Origin of the sequence: Pseudomonas sp. K5002 (genome assembly GCF_013386655.1) — a bacterium.
Classification (GTDB): Bacteria; Pseudomonadota; Gammaproteobacteria; order Pseudomonadales; family Pseudomonadaceae; genus Aquipseudomonas.
Window position 1 is genome coordinate 1 of the sequence record NZ_JACARK010000180.1, and the last position, 15,010, is coordinate 15,010.

14 protein-coding genes are annotated in these 15,010 nt (G+C 60.3%); 2 read left to right on the top strand and 12 right to left on the bottom strand.

Features of this window, described 5'->3' with window-relative positions:
- On the bottom strand, positions 1 to 366 hold a 366-nt coding region (locus tag HX846_RS10175), incomplete at its 3' end, for a glycerol-3-phosphate acyltransferase (RefSeq protein WP_178965337.1).
- Positions 367 to 440: 74 nt separating this feature from the next.
- On the opposite strand from HX846_RS10175, the gene folB reads away from it, so the two are divergent.
- Together folB and folK are read left to right on the top strand one after the other, a co-directional pair.
- Positions 441 to 794, top strand: coding sequence for a dihydroneopterin aldolase (gene folB, locus HX846_RS10180; RefSeq protein ID WP_003211007.1), 354 nt, complete (start codon positions 441 to 443; stop codon positions 792 to 794).
- The gene (gene folK, locus HX846_RS10185; protein ID WP_003211005.1) at positions 785 to 1,303 is read left to right on the top strand and encodes a 2-amino-4-hydroxy-6-hydroxymethyldihydropteridine diphosphokinase; all 519 of its coding nucleotides are present in this window, start codon (positions 785 to 787) and stop codon (positions 1,301 to 1,303) included. The genes folB and folK overlap by 10 nt, the downstream gene beginning before the upstream one ends.
- On the opposite strand, the gene HX846_RS10190 is transcribed toward folK, so the two are convergent.
- The 11 genes from HX846_RS10190 to HX846_RS10240 all read right to left on the bottom strand — a co-directional run.
- A complete protein-coding gene (locus tag HX846_RS10190) occupies positions 1,273 to 2,508 on the bottom strand; it encodes a multifunctional CCA addition/repair protein (RefSeq protein ID WP_102604409.1) in 1,236 nt (411 codons plus the stop codon). The genes folK and HX846_RS10190 overlap by 31 nt on opposite strands.
- 63 nt (positions 2,509 to 2,571) lie before the next feature.
- A complete protein-coding gene (locus HX846_RS10195) occupies positions 2,572 to 4,134 on the bottom strand; it encodes a SpoVR family protein (protein ID WP_003211001.1) in 1,563 nt (520 codons plus the stop codon).
- The gene (locus HX846_RS10200; protein ID WP_003211000.1) at positions 4,131 to 5,402 is read right to left on the bottom strand and encodes a YeaH/YhbH family protein; all 1,272 of its coding nucleotides are present in this window, start codon (positions 5,400 to 5,402) and stop codon (positions 4,131 to 4,133) included. The genes HX846_RS10195 and HX846_RS10200 overlap by 4 nt, the downstream gene beginning before the upstream one ends.
- A 126-nt stretch (positions 5,403 to 5,528) precedes the next feature.
- Positions 5,529 to 7,451: a PrkA family serine protein kinase gene (locus HX846_RS10205; protein WP_003210999.1), complete on the bottom strand. Its 1,923-nt coding sequence runs from the start codon at positions 7,449 to 7,451 to the stop codon at positions 5,529 to 5,531.
- A 285-nt stretch (positions 7,452 to 7,736) separates the two neighbouring features.
- Positions 7,737 to 8,066, bottom strand: a complete 330-nt coding sequence (gene glpE / locus HX846_RS10210; protein ID WP_008434417.1) for a thiosulfate sulfurtransferase GlpE — start codon at positions 8,064 to 8,066, stop codon at positions 7,737 to 7,739.
- Positions 8,067 to 8,099: 33 nt separating this feature from the next.
- Entirely contained in the window at positions 8,100 to 8,951 is an 852-nt protein-coding gene (locus HX846_RS10215) for a symmetrical bis(5'-nucleosyl)-tetraphosphatase (RefSeq protein ID WP_102604410.1), read from the bottom strand.
- Positions 8,951 to 9,331, bottom strand: coding sequence for a Co2+/Mg2+ efflux protein ApaG (gene apaG, locus HX846_RS10220; protein WP_003210996.1), 381 nt, complete (start codon positions 9,329 to 9,331; stop codon positions 8,951 to 8,953). Before apaG ends, HX846_RS10215 begins: the two co-directional genes overlap by 1 nt.
- A gap of 124 nt (positions 9,332 to 9,455) precedes the next feature.
- The gene (gene rsmA, locus HX846_RS10225; protein ID WP_003210994.1) at positions 9,456 to 10,268 is read right to left on the bottom strand and encodes a 16S rRNA (adenine(1518)-N(6)/adenine(1519)-N(6))-dimethyltransferase RsmA; all 813 of its coding nucleotides are present in this window, start codon (positions 10,266 to 10,268) and stop codon (positions 9,456 to 9,458) included.
- Positions 10,265 to 11,254 carry a 4-hydroxythreonine-4-phosphate dehydrogenase PdxA gene (gene pdxA, locus HX846_RS10230; RefSeq protein WP_003210992.1) on the bottom strand — a complete coding sequence of 330 codons (990 nt, stop codon included), beginning with the start codon at positions 11,252 to 11,254 and terminating at the stop codon, positions 10,265 to 10,267. The genes rsmA and pdxA overlap by 4 nt, the downstream gene beginning before the upstream one ends.
- Positions 11,251 to 12,588 carry a peptidylprolyl isomerase gene (locus HX846_RS10235; protein WP_003210991.1) on the bottom strand — a complete coding sequence of 446 codons (1,338 nt, stop codon included), beginning with the start codon at positions 12,586 to 12,588 and terminating at the stop codon, positions 11,251 to 11,253. The genes pdxA and HX846_RS10235 overlap by 4 nt, the downstream gene beginning before the upstream one ends.
- On the bottom strand, positions 12,569 to 15,010 hold a 2,442-nt coding region (locus HX846_RS10240; RefSeq protein WP_178965338.1), incomplete at its 5' end, for an LPS-assembly protein LptD. The genes HX846_RS10235 and HX846_RS10240, both read right to left, overlap by 20 nt.

The window sequence follows — 15,010 nt, forward strand, 5'->3', positions numbered from 1 at the left end:
CAGCAGCGCCGCCGGTGGGTAGATCCCCAGCAGCATGCCGGCCGCCGTCGCAACGCCTTTGCCGCCGCGAAAGCGAAAGTACAGCGGGAACAGGTGGCCGAGCACCGCGCAGACGCCGATCCAGGCTTGCTGTTGCAGCGAGAGCCCGGCGAGATCGGCGATCAGCACCGGCAGCAGGCCCTTGCAGACGTCGCCGAACAGCGTGAGTACGGCGAGTTTCTTGCCGGCCAGGCGCAACATATTGGTGGCGCCGGCATTGCCTGAGCCACTCATTCGCGGGTCGGGATTTCCCGTCAGGCGGCTGAGCAAAATGGCGAAGGACAGCGAGCCGAGCAGGTAGGCGAGAGTCGCCAGTAACCAAAACATGCTAACTATTCCGGGCGAGGACGCCCTGATTCTAACGGGGCATCGCGCCCTTGTCGTGCAGCGGAGAAGAGTGCTTGGACAGAGTGTTTATCGAAGGCCTGGAAGTCGACACCGTGATCGGGGCCTACGACTGGGAGCGCGGTATCCGGCAATGCCTGCGTCTGGACCTGAGCTTCGCCTGGGATAACCGCCCGGCCGCTGCCGGTGATGACCTGACCCTGGCGCTGGATTACGCGAGCGTGTCCGCGCGGATCCAGGCCTTTGCCGAGCAGGCGCAATTCCAGCTGGTGGAAACCTTCGCCGAGCGCCTGGCTGAAGTGTTGATGAGTGAGTTCCAGATTCCCTGGCTGCACCTCAAACTGACCAAGCCCGGCGCCGTACCGGCCGCCAAGGGTGTGGGCGTGGAGATCGAGCGCGGATGTCGCTAACTCAGGTTTACCTTGGTCTTGGCAGTAACATCGAGCGTGAGGCCCATTTGCACGCTGGCCTTGATGCGCTGGCGGGTTTCCTGACGCAGATGCGCTGTTCGCCGGTGTTTGAAAGCCAGCCTGTGGGCATCAAGAGCGGGCCATTCTTCAATCTGGTGGTGTCGGCGTATACCGACCTGCCGTTGATGGAGCTGGACCGCCGGCTGAAATTCATCGAGGCCGACAATGGCCGCTACGCGCCGGATCGCAAAGGCTTGCCGCTGGACATCGACGTGCTGCTGTATGGCGAGCTGGTGGGTAACTTCGATGGCCTGATCCTGCCCCGGGCCGAAATCCTGAAGAACGCGTTTGTGCTGTGGCCGCTGTCGTTGATGGCGCCGCAGCGTGTGCATCCTGAGGTGGGCAAGTCATTTGCCGCGCTGTGGCAGGATGCACACATTGACCAGGTACTGGCGCCGGTCGCGTTCGAATGGCGGGATCAGCCGTTGACGCCGGACTCGCTCTTGTAGGCTTTTAGCGCCTTGAGCCGTTCGCGTTTCAGCGCTTCGCCCAGTTCGGGACCTTTGTAGCCTTGTTCCAGTAGCGGTGCGACGGCCACACCTCTGGCCGCCAGCGCCGCACCGCGCAAATAATCTGCTTGTGGATAACTTCTCTGCTCAAGGCCCTTGCGCCCGCGGGCGTCCATCTCGCAGGCCACCACAAACTCTTCAAAGCGTTGCGGGCGACGGTAAACGTCGAAGCTTTGCAGCAACTCCAGCAATGTCGAGGGCCTCAGCTCCAGTGCGCGGTGGCCGTGGGTGTGATATTCGCCCACCAGCAACGCCAACTCCTGGCAATCCCTTGGCACCTTGAAGCGTTCGTTCATCGCCTTGATCAGCTTCACGCCGCGTTGCTCATGAGCGATATGCTGCGGCAACTTATCCACAGGCGTGAGCCCCTTGCCCAGATCGTGCAGCAGGCAGGCCCAGCGGACGGTCAACGGTTGGGCATGGATGGCCGCCTGTTCCAGCACGCTCAATGTGTGCACGCCGGTATCGATTTCGGGGTGATGGGCCTCGGGTTGCGGCACGCCAAACAGTGCGTCGATTTCCGGCATCAGGGTTTTCAGGGCGCCGCAATCGCGCAGCACCTGGATAAACACCTGTGGCTGGTTTTCCATCAATGCGCGGGAAATCTCCTTCCAGCTGCGTTCGGGCGTCAAGGCTTCCAGTTCGCCCGACTCGCTGAGTTCGCGCATCAGTTCCAGGGTTTCGGGCGCTACCGTAAAGCCGAGGCCGGCATAGCGCGCGGCAAAGCGGGCAACGCGCAGGACACGCAGTGGATCTTCGGCAAACGCCGGGGAAACGTGACGCAGAATGCGTGCGTCCAGATCCTGCTGGCCGTGATAAGGGTCGGTCAGGTTGCCCGCGTCATCCTCGGCCATGGCGTTGATGGTCAGGTCGCGGCGGATCAGGTCTTCTTCCAGGGTAACGTCGGGGCTGGCGTGAAACACAAAGCCGCCATAACCCCGGCCGCTCTTGCGCTCCGTGCGGGCGAGGGCGTACTCGTCACCATTTTTCGGGTCAAGAAATACCGGGAAGTCCGAACCCACAGGCTTGTAGCCCAGGGCGAGCATTTCTTCAGTGGTAGCGCCGACTACGACACGGTCGATATCGGTAACGGGGATGCCCAGCAGGCGATCACGTACCGCACCACCGACTTTGTAGATTTGCATGAAAAAGCCTCCATTAGCGGCACAGGATAACGCCTGCGGCCCGCCAATGGAGGCTTTGCCGTTTCACAGATGTACGACTGCCAGGTCCAGGCGGCCGTAATCGTTATCGCCGTGTTCGTTGCGGGGCGGAACATGGTGGGTTTTCATCACCTGGTCGCCTTGCAGCGTCTCCAGGTGGATATCGAACCCCCACAGCCGGTGCAGGTGCTTGAGAACCTCCTCAGTGGACTCTCCCAGCGGTTTGCGGTCGTGCTGCTGGTGGCGCAGGGTCAGCGAGCGGTCGCCGCGTACGTCGATGCTGTAGATCTGCACATTGGGTTCGCGGTTGCCCAGGTTGTACTGCGCCGCGAGGGTTTCGCGGATGGTGCGGTAACCCGGCTCATCGTGGATCGCCGGCACCAGCAGGTCGTCCTTTAGGTCGTCGTCCATGATGCTGAACAGCTTGAGGTCTCGAATCACCTGGGGGGAGAGGTACTGCAGGATGAAGCTCTCATCCTTGAAGCTGCTCATGGCGAACTTGATGGTCGACAACCAATCGCTGCCGGCAATCTCCGGGAACCAGCGGCGGTCTTCTTCGGTGGGGTGCTCGCACATGCGCCGGATATCGCGGTACATCGCAAAGCCCAATGCATACGGGTTGATACCGCTGTAGTAGGGGCTGTCGAAGCCCGGCTGGAAGACCACGCTGGTGTGGGACGTCAGGAACTCCATCATGAAACCGTCGGTGACCAGGCCTTCGTCATACAGGTCGTTCATCAGGGTGTAGTGCCAGAACGTGGCCCAGCCTTCGTTCATCACCTGGGTCTGGCGTTGTGGGTAGAAATACTGGGCGATCTTGCGCACGATCCGCACGATTTCCCGCTGCCAGGGCTCCAGCAATGGCGCGTGCTTTTCGATGAAATACAGGATGTTTTCCTGAGGTTCGGCGGGGAAGCGCGCATTGTCCTTGTCGTTGTTCTTGCCGGCGCGTTTGGGAATGGTGCGCCACAGGTCGTTGATCTGCTTTTGCAGATGCTCTTCACGGTCCTTCTGGCGCAGCCGTTCTTCTTCGGCGGAAATCGGATACGGGCGTTTGTAGCGGTCGACGCCGTAGTTCATCAGGGCATGGCAGGAGTCCAGCAGGTCTTCCACTGCGTCGATGCCGTGGCGCTCCTCGCACTGCATGATGTACTGCTTGGCGAATACCAGGTAATCGATGATCGAGCTGGCATCGGTCCAGGTGCGGAACAGGTAGTTACCCTTGAAGAAGCTGTTATGCCCGTAGCACGCGTGGGCCACCACCAGCGCCTGCATGCAGATGGTGTTTTCTTCCATCAGGTAGGCGATGCACGGGTCGGAGTTGATGACGATTTCGTAGGCCAGGCCCATCTGGCCGCGGGTGTAGGACTTTTCAGTGCTGAGGAAGTGTTTGCCGTAGGACCAGTGGTGATAGCCCAGGGGCATGCCCACGGACGCATAGGCATCCATCATCTGTTCGGCGGTGATCACTTCGATCTGGTTGGGGTAGGTATCCAGGGCATAACCCGCCGCGATGCGGCTGATTTCCCGGTCATAGGCCTGGATCAGTTCGAAGGTCCATTCGGACCCCGTGGATATGGGTTGGCGCTTATGCTCTTTGGCGGTCATGTCACTAACCTGCGCTGGAAGAGTTCACGGAAGACCGGATAGATATCGCCGGCCGAGACCAATTGTTGCTGGGCGAAGGTGTCAGCGAAGGCTTCGCTGATGCGCTCGTATTCGAACCACAGGGCCTGATGCTCGCGCGGGGTGATTTCGACGTAGGTGTAGTACTGCACGAACGGCATGATCTGGTTGATCAGGATGTCGCGGCAGATCGGCGAGTCGTCGTTCCAGTTGTCGCCGTCGGAAGCCTGGGCGGCGTAGATGTTCCACTCGTTGGCCGGATAGCGTTCGGCCATGATTTCCTGCATCAGCTTCAAGGCGCTGGAGACGATGGTGCCGCCGGTTTCCCGCGAGTAGAAGAATTCCTCCTCGTCGACTTCCCTGGCGCTGGTGTGATGGCGGATGAACACCACATCGATCTTGTCGTAGTTACGCTTGAGAAACAGGTACAGCAGGATGAAGAAGCGCTTGGCGATGTCCTTGGTCGCCTGGGTCATGGAGCCGGACACGTCCATCAGGCAGAACATCACCGCCTTGGAACTGGGATTGGGTTGCTTGACCAGCAGGTTGTACTTCAGGTCGAAGGTGTCGAGAAACGGCACGCGATGGATTCGCGCGCTGAGTTTGGCGATTTCGGCTTCAATTTCCTGGATATCGCCGAAGTTGTCCGGCTCTTCGCGTTTCAGGCGTTCCAGTTCCGCCTTGGCATCCCGCAGTTTTGCCCGGCTGCTGCCAGACAAGGCGATACGTCGCGCATGGGCCGAGCGCAGGGTGCGGATGATGTTGATCCGTGACGGGTTGCCTTCGTTGCTGATCCCGGCACGCACGGTCTTGAAGGTGTCGGTACCGGTCAGGTTGCGTTTGACCAGGTTGGGCAGTTCCAGGTCTTCGAACATGAACTCCAGGAACTCTTCCTGGGTGATCTGGAACACGAACTCATCCATGCCTTCGCCGGAGTTACCGGCCTTGCCCGGGCCTTTGCCGCCCGCGCCGCCCTGGGGCCGCTGGATATGTTCGCCGCTGGTGAATTCCTTGTTGCCGGGATGCACGACGGTCTGTTTGCCGCCCCGGCCGTGGTGCAGCACCGGTTCATCGATGTCGCGTCCGGGGATGCTGATCTGTTCGCCATGCTCCATATCGGTGATGGAACGGCGGCTGACGGCCTCTTCGACGGCCTTTTTGATGTGGTCACGGTAACGCCGCAGGAACCGCTGGCGGTTTACCGTGCTCTTGTTCTTGCCATTGAGACGTCGGTCGATCACATAGCTCATGCAGGAGCCCTCCGGGCAGCTTCAAGTTACAAGCTTCAAGCGGCAAGCTGGAAGCTTAAAGACAAGCGGTCGATTGCCAGGCTGTCCGGCGCACCGGGAGCCTGGCATTGCACGCTTGTCGCTGCCTTACTGCGATTTGCGGACCCGCAGGTACCACTCGGAGAGCAGTCGTACCTGTTTGTCGGTGTAGCCACGCTCGACCATGCGAGTGACGAAGTCGTTGTGTTTTTGCTGATCCTCCTTGCTGGCCTTGGCGTTGAAGCTGATGACCGGCAGCAGATCCTCGGTGTTGGAGAACATTTTCTTCTCGATGACCACCCGCAGCTTCTCGTAGCTGAGCCAGGTTGGGTTCTTGCCGTTGTTGTTGGCCCGGGCGCGCAGCACGAAGTTGACGATTTCGTTGCGGAAATCCTTCGGATTGCTGATGCCGGCGGGTTTTTCGATCTTTTCCAGTTCCTCGTTGAGGGCTACGCGGTTGAGAATCTCGCCGGTTTCCGGGTCGCGGTATTCCTGGTCCTGGATCCAGAAGTCTGCGTACAGCACATAGCGGTCGAAGATGTTCTGGCCGTATTCGCTGTAGGACTCCAGGTACGCGGTCTGGATTTCCTTGCCGATGAACTCGATGTAGCGCGGTGCCAGGTATTCCTTGAGGAAGCGCAGATAGCGCTCGCGGGTTTCAGCCTGGAACTGTTCCTGTTCGATCTGCTGTTCCAGCACGTAGAGCAGGTGCACCGGGTTGGCGGCGATTTCGTGCGGGTCGAAGTTGAAGACCTTTGACAGGATCTTGAACGCAAAACGTGTCGACAGGCCGTTCATGCCCTCATCCACGCCGGCGGTGTCGCGGTATTCCTGGATCGACTTGGCCTTCGGATCGGTGTCCTTGAGGTTTTCGCCGTCATACACGCGCATCTTCGAGTAGATGTTGGAGTTTTCCGGCTCCTTGAGGCGCGACAACACGGTGAACTGGGCCAGCATCTTCAGGGTGTCAGGCGCGCAATGGGCCTTGGCCAGGGAGCTGTTGAACAGCAGCTTGTCGTAAATCTTGATTTCATCGCTGACCCGCAGGCAGTAAGGCACCTTGACGATGTAGATCCGGTCGATGAAGGCTTCGTTGTTCTTGTTGTTGCGGAAGGTGTGCCATTCCGATTCGTTGGAGTGGGCCAGCAGGATCCCGGTGAATGGAATCGCCCCCAGGCCTTCGGTGCTGTTGTAGTTACCTTCCTGTGTCGCGGTGAGCAGTGGGTGCAGCACCTTGATCGGTGCCTTGAACATCTCCACGAACTCCATCAGACCCTGGTTGGCCCGGCACAGTGCGCCCGAGTAGCTGTAGGCATCGGCGTCGTTCTGCGGGAATTCTTCGAGTTTGCGGATATCGACCTTGCCCACCAGTGCCGAGATGTCCTGGTTGTTCTCGTCACCCGGTTCGGTCTTGGCCACGGCAATCTGGTTGAGGATCGAGGGATAGAGCTTCACCACCCGGAACTGGCTGATGTCGCCGCCGAACTCGGCCAGGCGCTTGGTCGCCCAGGGCGACATGATGGTATTGAGATAGCGCCGTGGAATGCCGAAGTCTTCTTCGAGGATCGCGCCATCTTCCGTGGCGTTGAACAGCCCCAGGGGCGACTCGAACACCGGTGAGCCCTTGATGGCGTAGAACGGCACCTTCTCGATCAGTTGTTTGAGTTTTTCGGCCAGGGACGACTTGCCGCCGCCGACGGGGCCGAGCAGGTAGAGGATCTGTTTCTTCTCTTCCAGGCCTTGGGCGGCATGGCGGAAATACGAGACGATCTGGTCAATGCATTCTTCCATACCGTGGAAGTCTTCAAAGGCCGGGTAGCGACGGATCACCTTGTTCGAGAAAATCCGCGACAAGCGCGAATTGGCTGCGGTGTCCACCAGCTCCGGCTCGCCGATCGCCAACAGCAGGCGTTCAGCGGCAGACGCGTAGGCGCTGCGGTCCTTTTTGCACAGTTCGAGATACTCCTGAAGCGAGAGCTCTTCCTGGCGGGTGGACTCGAAGCGTTGTTGGAAGTGGCTAAAAATACTCATGACGTCGTCACCTCGCTCGATACGTGGAGCCGACGCCGGATCAATCAGTCGATGCTGGCAGCCATTGGTGGACACCAATGGCCGTTTTCCCCCCAGAACACCCTGAAACGCTACCGATGACCCGCACGCCGGTGTACCGGCTCTCCCCTGTTTTGGATGGCCTGCGCTTAAGGATAGTTCGGAATCCGGGAGGTCAAGGCGCGATACGAAATTAGTTTGGCCGCGCCGTTCGTCAGAAACGGCGCGAGGCCAAGCGTCACGCGGGGTAGCGGGGTTTGAAAAAAATTATTGCGCGTCGCCTGCGGCAATTTCTGCAGGATAGGTCGCACGCCATAGCTCAAAGCCACCGTCGAGGCTATAGACGTCGGAGAAGCCCTGGCTCACCAGGTAGGCGGCGGCGCTTTGGCTGGAGTTGCCGTGGTAGCACGCGACGATGACCGGCGCGTCGAGGTCGGCGGCGCGGATGAAGTCGGCGATGTTGTGGTTGTCCAGGTGCTGGGCACCACTGATGTGGGCGGCGTTGTAGGTCGGCTGGTCGCGGATGTCGACAACCACCGCGCCTTGCTCGCGCAGGGCCTGGGCTTGCTCGGGAGGGATACGTTTGAATTCAGTCATGGCGGGCTCCTTTGGCCTGTATGAAAGCGCGGCTCAGCGCTTTGCCGCGGCCTGCAGTTGTTCGGGAACGGGGGAGTCGCACTGGCAGCTCGAGCGCTCGCCGGTGTCGATGTTCATCAGGGTCATGGCGCCGCCCCATACGCAGCCGGTGTCGAGGGCGAACACGCCAGGTTCATCACACTTGCCTTCCAGGGCTGCCCAGTGGCCGAAGATGATCTTCGTATCACGGGTCTTGCGCTCCTTGTGAGCGAACCAGGGCTTGTAGCCGGGGAGGGCGGTGTCGGCGCCTTCCTTGCTCTTGAGGTCCAGCTTGCCTTCGGCGGTGCAGAAACGCATGCGGGTGAAGTAGTTGGTGATCACCCTCAGTCGCGCGACGCCGGTCAGTTCGTTGTCCCACTTAACGGGTTCGTTGCCGTACATGCCATCCAGGTAAGCGGTGTACAAGTTGTCATCGGCCAGGGCTGCTTCGACTTCACTCGCGCACTTGAGGGCTTTCTTCAGCGTCCACTGGGGTGGAATGCCGGCATGCACCAAGGCGGTGTCGCGGCTCTCGTCGTAGTGCATGAGTTTTTGCCGGCGCAGCCAGTCAAGCAGCTCGGTGCGATCCGGCGCTTCGAGGATTTCCCGCAGAGTATCGCCCTTTTTCAGGCGCTCGATGTTATTGCCGGCGGCCAGCAAGTGCAGGTCATGGTTGCCCAGTACGCACACCAGGGAGTCGCGCATGCCATAAAGGAAGCGCAGGGTTTCCAGGGATTGCGGGCCACGGTTGACCAGGTCGCCCACCAGCCACAGGCGATCCTTGGCCGGGTCAAAGGCCACACGCTCGAGCAGGCACTTGAGCGGTTCCAGGCAGCCTTGCAGGTCGCCGACGGCATACGTCGCCATCAGTGCAGGGCTCCAGGCACCGCGAGGCGGAACGGGGCGATGATGGCGTCGAAGTGTTTGCCGTCGTCGGCGAGCATCTGGTAGCTGCCTTGCATGTTGCCGACACGGGAGGTCATGACAGTGCCGCTGCTGTAGGTGTGGCTCTTGCCTGGGGCGATCAGCGGTTGTTGGCCGACCACGCCGGCGCCGCGTACTTCCTCGACCTGGCCGTCACCGTCGGTGATGACCCAGTGGCGCGACAGCAGCTTGGCAGGCAGCTCGCCGTTGTTTTGCACGGTAATGGTGTAGGCGAACGCAAAGCGGTTCTGCTCGGGTTGCGATTGTTCCGCCAGAAAGCGGGTGACGACGCTGACGTCGATCTGATAACGAGGATCGGACATGCAAGAGGCCTTAAAAGCAAAAGCGGGGGAACAGCGGATGCCGGTCAGTCTAGGCCCGTAGGCGCTGGCTTGCCAGCGATGGCGATCGTGAGTGCGCCATCGCCGGCAAGCCGGCTCCTACTATTTATTCAGCCACTGGCGCAGGCTGAATGGCGAGCTGGTCAGCCAGGCGCACGAAGGCGGCCAGGTCCAGCTGCTCGGGGCGCAGGCTGCCGTCGACGCCGGCGGCCTCGATTTCAGCGTTGCTGAGCAAGGCCTTCAGCGTATTGCGCAAGGTCTTGCGGCGCTGGTTGAAGGCTTCGCGCACCACGCGCTCCAGCAACTTGTGATCTTTGGCCGGGTGTGGCAACACCGCGTGAGGCACCAGGCGCACGATGGCGGAGTCGACTTTCGGCGGGGGGTTGAACGCGCCAGGTCCGACGTTGAACAGGTGCTCTACGCGGCAATGGTACTGAACCATGATCGACAGGCGACCCCAGTCACCGCCTCCAGGACCCGCTGCCAGGCGCTCGACCACTTCCTTTTGCAGCATGAAGTGCATGTCGCGGATGATGCCGGCGTTGTTCAGCAGGTGAAAAATCAGCGGGGTGGAGATGTTGTACGGCAGGTTGCCGACCACTCGCAGGCTGTTGGGCGCTGCATTGAGGCTGGTGAAGTCGAACTTCAGCGCATCACCCTGGTGCAGGTTGAAATTGGGCATGCCGGCGAACTGCTGGTTGAGGATCGGGATCAGGTCCTTGTCCAACTCAACCACGTCCAGCTGGCCGCCGCTTTTCAGCAGGCCTTGGGTCAGGGCGCCCTGGCCCGGGCCGATTTCCAGCAGGCGGTCTTCGGGCTTGGCATGGATGGAACGCAGGATGCGATCGATCACGCCAGCGTCGTGCAGGAAGTTTTGCCCGAAACGCTTGCGCGCCCGGTGTTGGTAATGCTCGGTCATATACGGGTCTCGGCCATCTGATAGGCGGTTTCCAGGGCCACGTGCAGGCTGCCGGTATCGATCTTGCCGCTGCCTGCGAGGTCCAGGGCGGTGCCATGGTCGACGGAGGTGCGGATGATCGGCAGGCCCAGTGTCACGTTGACCGCGGCGCCGAAGCCTTTGTACTTCAGCACGGGCAGGCCCTGGTCATGGTACATCGCCAGCACTGCGTCGCAGTGCTCCAGATATTTGGGGGTAAACAGAGTGTCGGCAGGCAATGGGCCGCGCAGGTCCATGCCTTCAAGGCGCAGACGCTCCAGGGTTGGTTCGATGATGTCGATTTCTTCATGGCCCAGGTGACCACCTTCACCGGCGTGGGGGTTGAGCCCACAGACCAGGATGCGTGGTTGGGCGATGCCGAATTTCTGTTGCAGGTCGGCGTGCAGGATGCGTGTCACACGCTCCAGTCGCTCGGGGGTAATGGCGTCGGCAATCTCGCGCAGGGGCAAGTGAGTGGTCACCAGCGCCACCCGCAGGTCGCCCGTTGCCAGCATCATCACCACTTGTTCGGTATGGGTCAGCTCAGCGAGGAATTCGGTATGACCGGAAAAGGCGATGCCTGATTCGTTGATCACACCCTTGTGTACCGGGGCGGTGATCATCCCGGCAAAATCCCCGTCGATGCAGCCCTGGCCGGCACGGGTCAGGGTTTCCAGGACGAAGGCAGCGTTGGCCTTGTCCAGTTGCCCGGCCACGACCTTGGTCGCCAGCGGGGTATCCCATACGTACAGGCTGTTGGCCGGTGCCGGCAGATCAGGCCAGTTGCCCGGGCCCACCGGCAGCAGATCGACAACCACACCCAGCTGCGCGGCCCGCTCAATGAGCAGGTCGCGGCTGGTAATGGCAATCAGGGGGTGTGGCTGGGGGTGCGAGGCGAGCAGCAGGCACAGGTCAGGACCAATGCCGGCCGGCTCGCCGGGTGTCAGTGCGAAACGCTTGGGTGTCACTGGGCTGCCTGGTCGGTGCCTGTTTGGTCGGCACCAGGAAGCTTGTTCTCTACGTAGGCTTCGTCACGGATCTGACGCAACCAGGTTTGCAGCTCTTCGTCGTATTTGCGGTTACGCAGTACGGTCAGGGCTTGCTGCTCGCGGGCCTGGGTGGTGTTGTCAGTGGCGCGACGGCCAAGGACTTCCAGCACATGCCAGCCGTATTGGGTCTTGAACGGCTTGGACAGAACGCCTTGCGGGGTCTTGGCCATGACGTCCTGGAACTCTGGAACCAGTGCCTTCGGATCGATCCAGTTCAGATCGCCGCCGTTAAGCGCCGAACCCGGGTCTTCGGAGTAGCTCTTCGCCAGTTCGCCGAAGTCTTCGCCCGCTTCGATGCGGTCATAGAGCTTCTGGGCCAGTTCCTTGGTTTGGGCTTCGGTACGGATCTCGCTTGGCTTGACCAGGATGTGACGAACGTGAACTTCGTCCTTCATCTGGGCTTCTTCGCCACCGCGCTTGCCGAGCAACTTGAGGATGATGAAACCGCCAGGCGTACGGGCAGGCTGGGTGATGCCACCGACTTCCATGGCACTCAGCTCGCGGTCGAACGGTGGTGGCAGTTGCGCGGCTTTACGCCAGCCCATGTCACCGCCTTCGAGGGCGTTGTCGCTGCCGGACTGGGCAATGGCCATCTGGGCAAAGTCGGCACCTTGCTTGAGACGGTCATAGATAGCCTGGGTTTTCGCTGCGGCAGCATTGAGCTGTTCAGCGTTGGCGCTGTCTGGCGTAGGCACCAGGATGTTGGCCAGGTGCAGTTCTTCGGAAAGCTGCATCTTGCCAAGGTCGGAGGCGAGGAAGTTCTTCACTTCCTGCTCGGACACCTGAATCCGTTCGGCCACGCGACGCTGACGTACACGGCTGATGATCATTTCCCGGCGAATCTGGTCACGGGCGTCCTCATAGGACAGGCCGTCGTGAGCCAGGGCTGCGCGGAACTGATCAACACTCATGTTGTTGCGCTGGGCGATGGTGCCGACAGCCTGGTTCAATTCTTCGTCGCTGATACGGATACCGGAGCGATCGCCGATCTGCAGTTGCAGGTTTTCAACGATCAGGCGTTCAAGCACCTGCTGGTCCAGCACGCTGGTCGGCGGTACGCCGCCGCCACGCTTGGCGATGGTTTGCTGAACTTCCTTGACCCGTTGGTCCAGTTGGCTCTGCATGATCACGTCGTTATCGACGATGGCCACTACCTTGTCCAGCGGTTGAACCGCAGCGTGAGCTGCGGCGGTACCCAGGAACAGCGCGCCCAGCATCAGCGGGCGCAGACAATCAGAAAGCTTGGTCTTCACGTTCACGATAACCTTCAATGCCTTTGTCGAGGAAGCTCTCTACCTTGGCGCCGGTCAGGCCGCCGAGTCCTTTAAGGACGATCTGGAAGAAGAGCCCGTGGTCACCCTTTTCGTTCAGCGGGGCGATCTGGCTGTATTCGTCGTTGGAAACCCAGTAACGGTTGATGACGCGCAGTTTCCAGCAGCAGTTGTCGTACTCGAAACCACCGAAGGCTTCCAGGGTACGGTTGCGGGCATAGTCATACTGCCAGCGGGTGATCAGGTTCCACTGCGGAACGATCGGCCACATCATCGAGAAGTCGTGTTGCTGGATTTTGTAGTAATCCTTCACGAAGTTGTCGGTGCCCGGAGTGCCGTAGTCACCACCAAACTGCCATTTGCCGGTCAGCTGGTTGTACACCACCTGGTCGTTGCGATAGCGGTAGCCGACGTTGATAACCTTGTTCGGGTTGTCTTCCGGCTGATAGTGGAACATCGCGCTGCCGGAGCGTGGGCTGTGGCTTTCCGGGTCCCAGTTGTAATCGGCAGTGGCGCGCCAGTCACGGTTGAAGCGGAACTCGTAGTCCAGGGCGATTGGCGAAACATCAGACTGTGCGTCCGCACGGTCCGAGGCCAGGATGCCCGGCAGTTGAACTTCGCGGTTCTTGAAGTACACGGCCTCGCCGATGCTGACGCGTTGGCGTTCGAAGCCGTTTTCTTCGATCCAGCGGCTGGTCACGCCCAGGGACAGTTTGTTCTCGTCGCCGATGCGGTCAGTACCGCTGAAGCGGTTGTCACGGAACAGCGACGCGTAGCTGAACGAGTACTCACCGCTGTCGAATACCGGGATATCGCCCTGGTCCTTGTTCGGTACATACAGGTAGTACGCACGAGGCTCCAGAGTTTGACGGTAGTCTTTGCCGAACAAGTTGGTGTTGCGGTCGAAGTACAGGCCGCTGTCGATGCTGGCAATCGGAATTGCACGGTCTTGCGAGCTTTTGAAGGTGCCGCCAGCATAAGGGTTGGCTGCAGTTGACTCGGCTTGCGCTGCGATAATCTGGTTCTTGCCGATGCTGTCCAAATCAAGATCGTACTTGGTATAGACGTACTTCAACTTTGGCGTAATAAAACCGTAGGTCCAGTTCATCGGGTAGTCGACTGCCGGCGCAACGTTCAGGCGAGTACCGTTTGCACGGGTCAGGCCGGTTACGTAGGTGTCGAGCCGCGGCGATACGAGCCCGTTTTCATCCGTGAAGCTTCCGTTCTCCAAGTCCCGATCAAAGCGTACGGCTTCGGTCTCGTAGGTGAAGTTCACCCCGCCTGGATGGTACGGCAGCGTGCCGTTGAAGGTGATCTGTGGCAAGCGGTCATACGGCGTGATCTGGGAGATCGTTGCCAGCTGGTACGCCTGCAGGTTCAGCTTCGCCTGGAAGGTATCACCGCGATAGGTCACCGAACCTTGCTGGTTCACGTAGTCCTGGCTCTTGATCCCTTCCTGATAGGACTTCAGATCCTGGAAGTAATAAGGGTCGCTGATGTTGGTGTAGTCGACCTGGGTCAGTACACGCGAGTCCAGCCCGCCCTTGTGCTGCCAGTTGATCATGTAGCGATCTTTTTCGTAGTCGGTCTGGCCTTTACGCTCGCTGCTGTCGTCGTTCAGGTACGCGCCGCCGAACTGGCCTTCGCTGGACTTGGTGAGGTAGCGGAATTCGCCTTCCATCAACAGGCCGCGCTTGGTCATGTATTGCGGGTACAACGTGGCGTCGTAGTTTGGCGCCAGGTTGAAGTAGTACGGCGTAACCAACGTGAAGCCGGTCTCGCCACCGGTGCTGAAGCTCGGCGGCAGGAAGCCGGATTGACGACGGTTGTCGATCGGGAAATAGATATACGGGGTGTAAAGGATCGGAATGTCCTTGACCCGCAACGTCACGTTGGTCGCGGTACCGAAACCGGTGGCCGGGTTGAGCGTGATGTTGTTGCCCTTGAGCTGCCAGGCGTTGCTGTTCGGCTCGCAGGTGGTGTACGTACCGTCCTTGAGACGGATGATCGCGTTCTCGGCACGCTTGGCGTACAGGGCGTTACCGCGGATGCGCGATTTGTGCATCACGTATTCGGCGTTGTCGACCTTGGCGGCGCCGGTGTCCAGCTGGACTTCAGCGTGGTCGCCCACCAGCAGGGCACCGTTGTCGCGCAGACGGACGTTGCCGTTCAGCTCGCCACGGTTCTCGGCCTGGTACAGGTTGGCCTCGTCGGCCTCGACCTGCATGCTGCCCTGGCGCATGACGACGTCACCGGCCAGGGAAGCAACTTGTTGTTCCTGCTCGTAACGAGAGACCTTGGCGCCGATGAAGGTCGGCGCGTCGCTCTTGTTCGTCTTGTCGTTCATGCCAGGACGGATCGGCTCGATGTACGCGCCGGAGCAGTACGGGCCGGTTTCGGCCAG

What these genes read in the sequence shown, in the direction of transcription:
- HX846_RS10205 (WP_003210999.1), bottom strand. Translation starts at nt 7,451, where the DNA reads ATGAGTATTTTTAGCCACTTCCAACAACGCTTCGAGTCCACCCGCCAG.
- HX846_RS10215 (WP_102604410.1), bottom strand. Translation starts at nt 8,951, where the DNA reads ATGGCGACGTATGCCGTCGGCGACCTGCAAGGCTGCCTGGAACCGCTC.
- HX846_RS10200 (WP_003211000.1), bottom strand. Translation starts at nt 5,402, where the DNA reads ATGAGCTATGTGATCGACCGACGTCTCAATGGCAAGAACAAGAGCACG.
- rsmA (WP_003210994.1), bottom strand. Translation starts at nt 10,268, where the DNA reads ATGACCGAGCATTACCAACACCGGGCGCGCAAGCGTTTCGGGCAAAAC.
- apaG (WP_003210996.1), bottom strand. Translation starts at nt 9,331, where the DNA reads ATGTCCGATCCTCGTTATCAGATCGACGTCAGCGTCGTCACCCGCTTT.
- HX846_RS10195 (WP_003211001.1), bottom strand. Translation starts at nt 4,134, where the DNA reads ATGACCGCCAAAGAGCATAAGCGCCAACCCATATCCACGGGGTCCGAA.
- folK (WP_003211005.1), top strand. Translation starts at nt 785, where the DNA reads ATGTCGCTAACTCAGGTTTACCTTGGTCTTGGCAGTAACATCGAGCGT.
- HX846_RS10190 (WP_102604409.1), bottom strand. Translation starts at nt 2,508, where the DNA reads ATGCAAATCTACAAAGTCGGTGGTGCGGTACGTGATCGCCTGCTGGGC.
- glpE (WP_008434417.1), bottom strand. Translation starts at nt 8,066, where the DNA reads ATGACTGAATTCAAACGTATCCCTCCCGAGCAAGCCCAGGCCCTGCGC.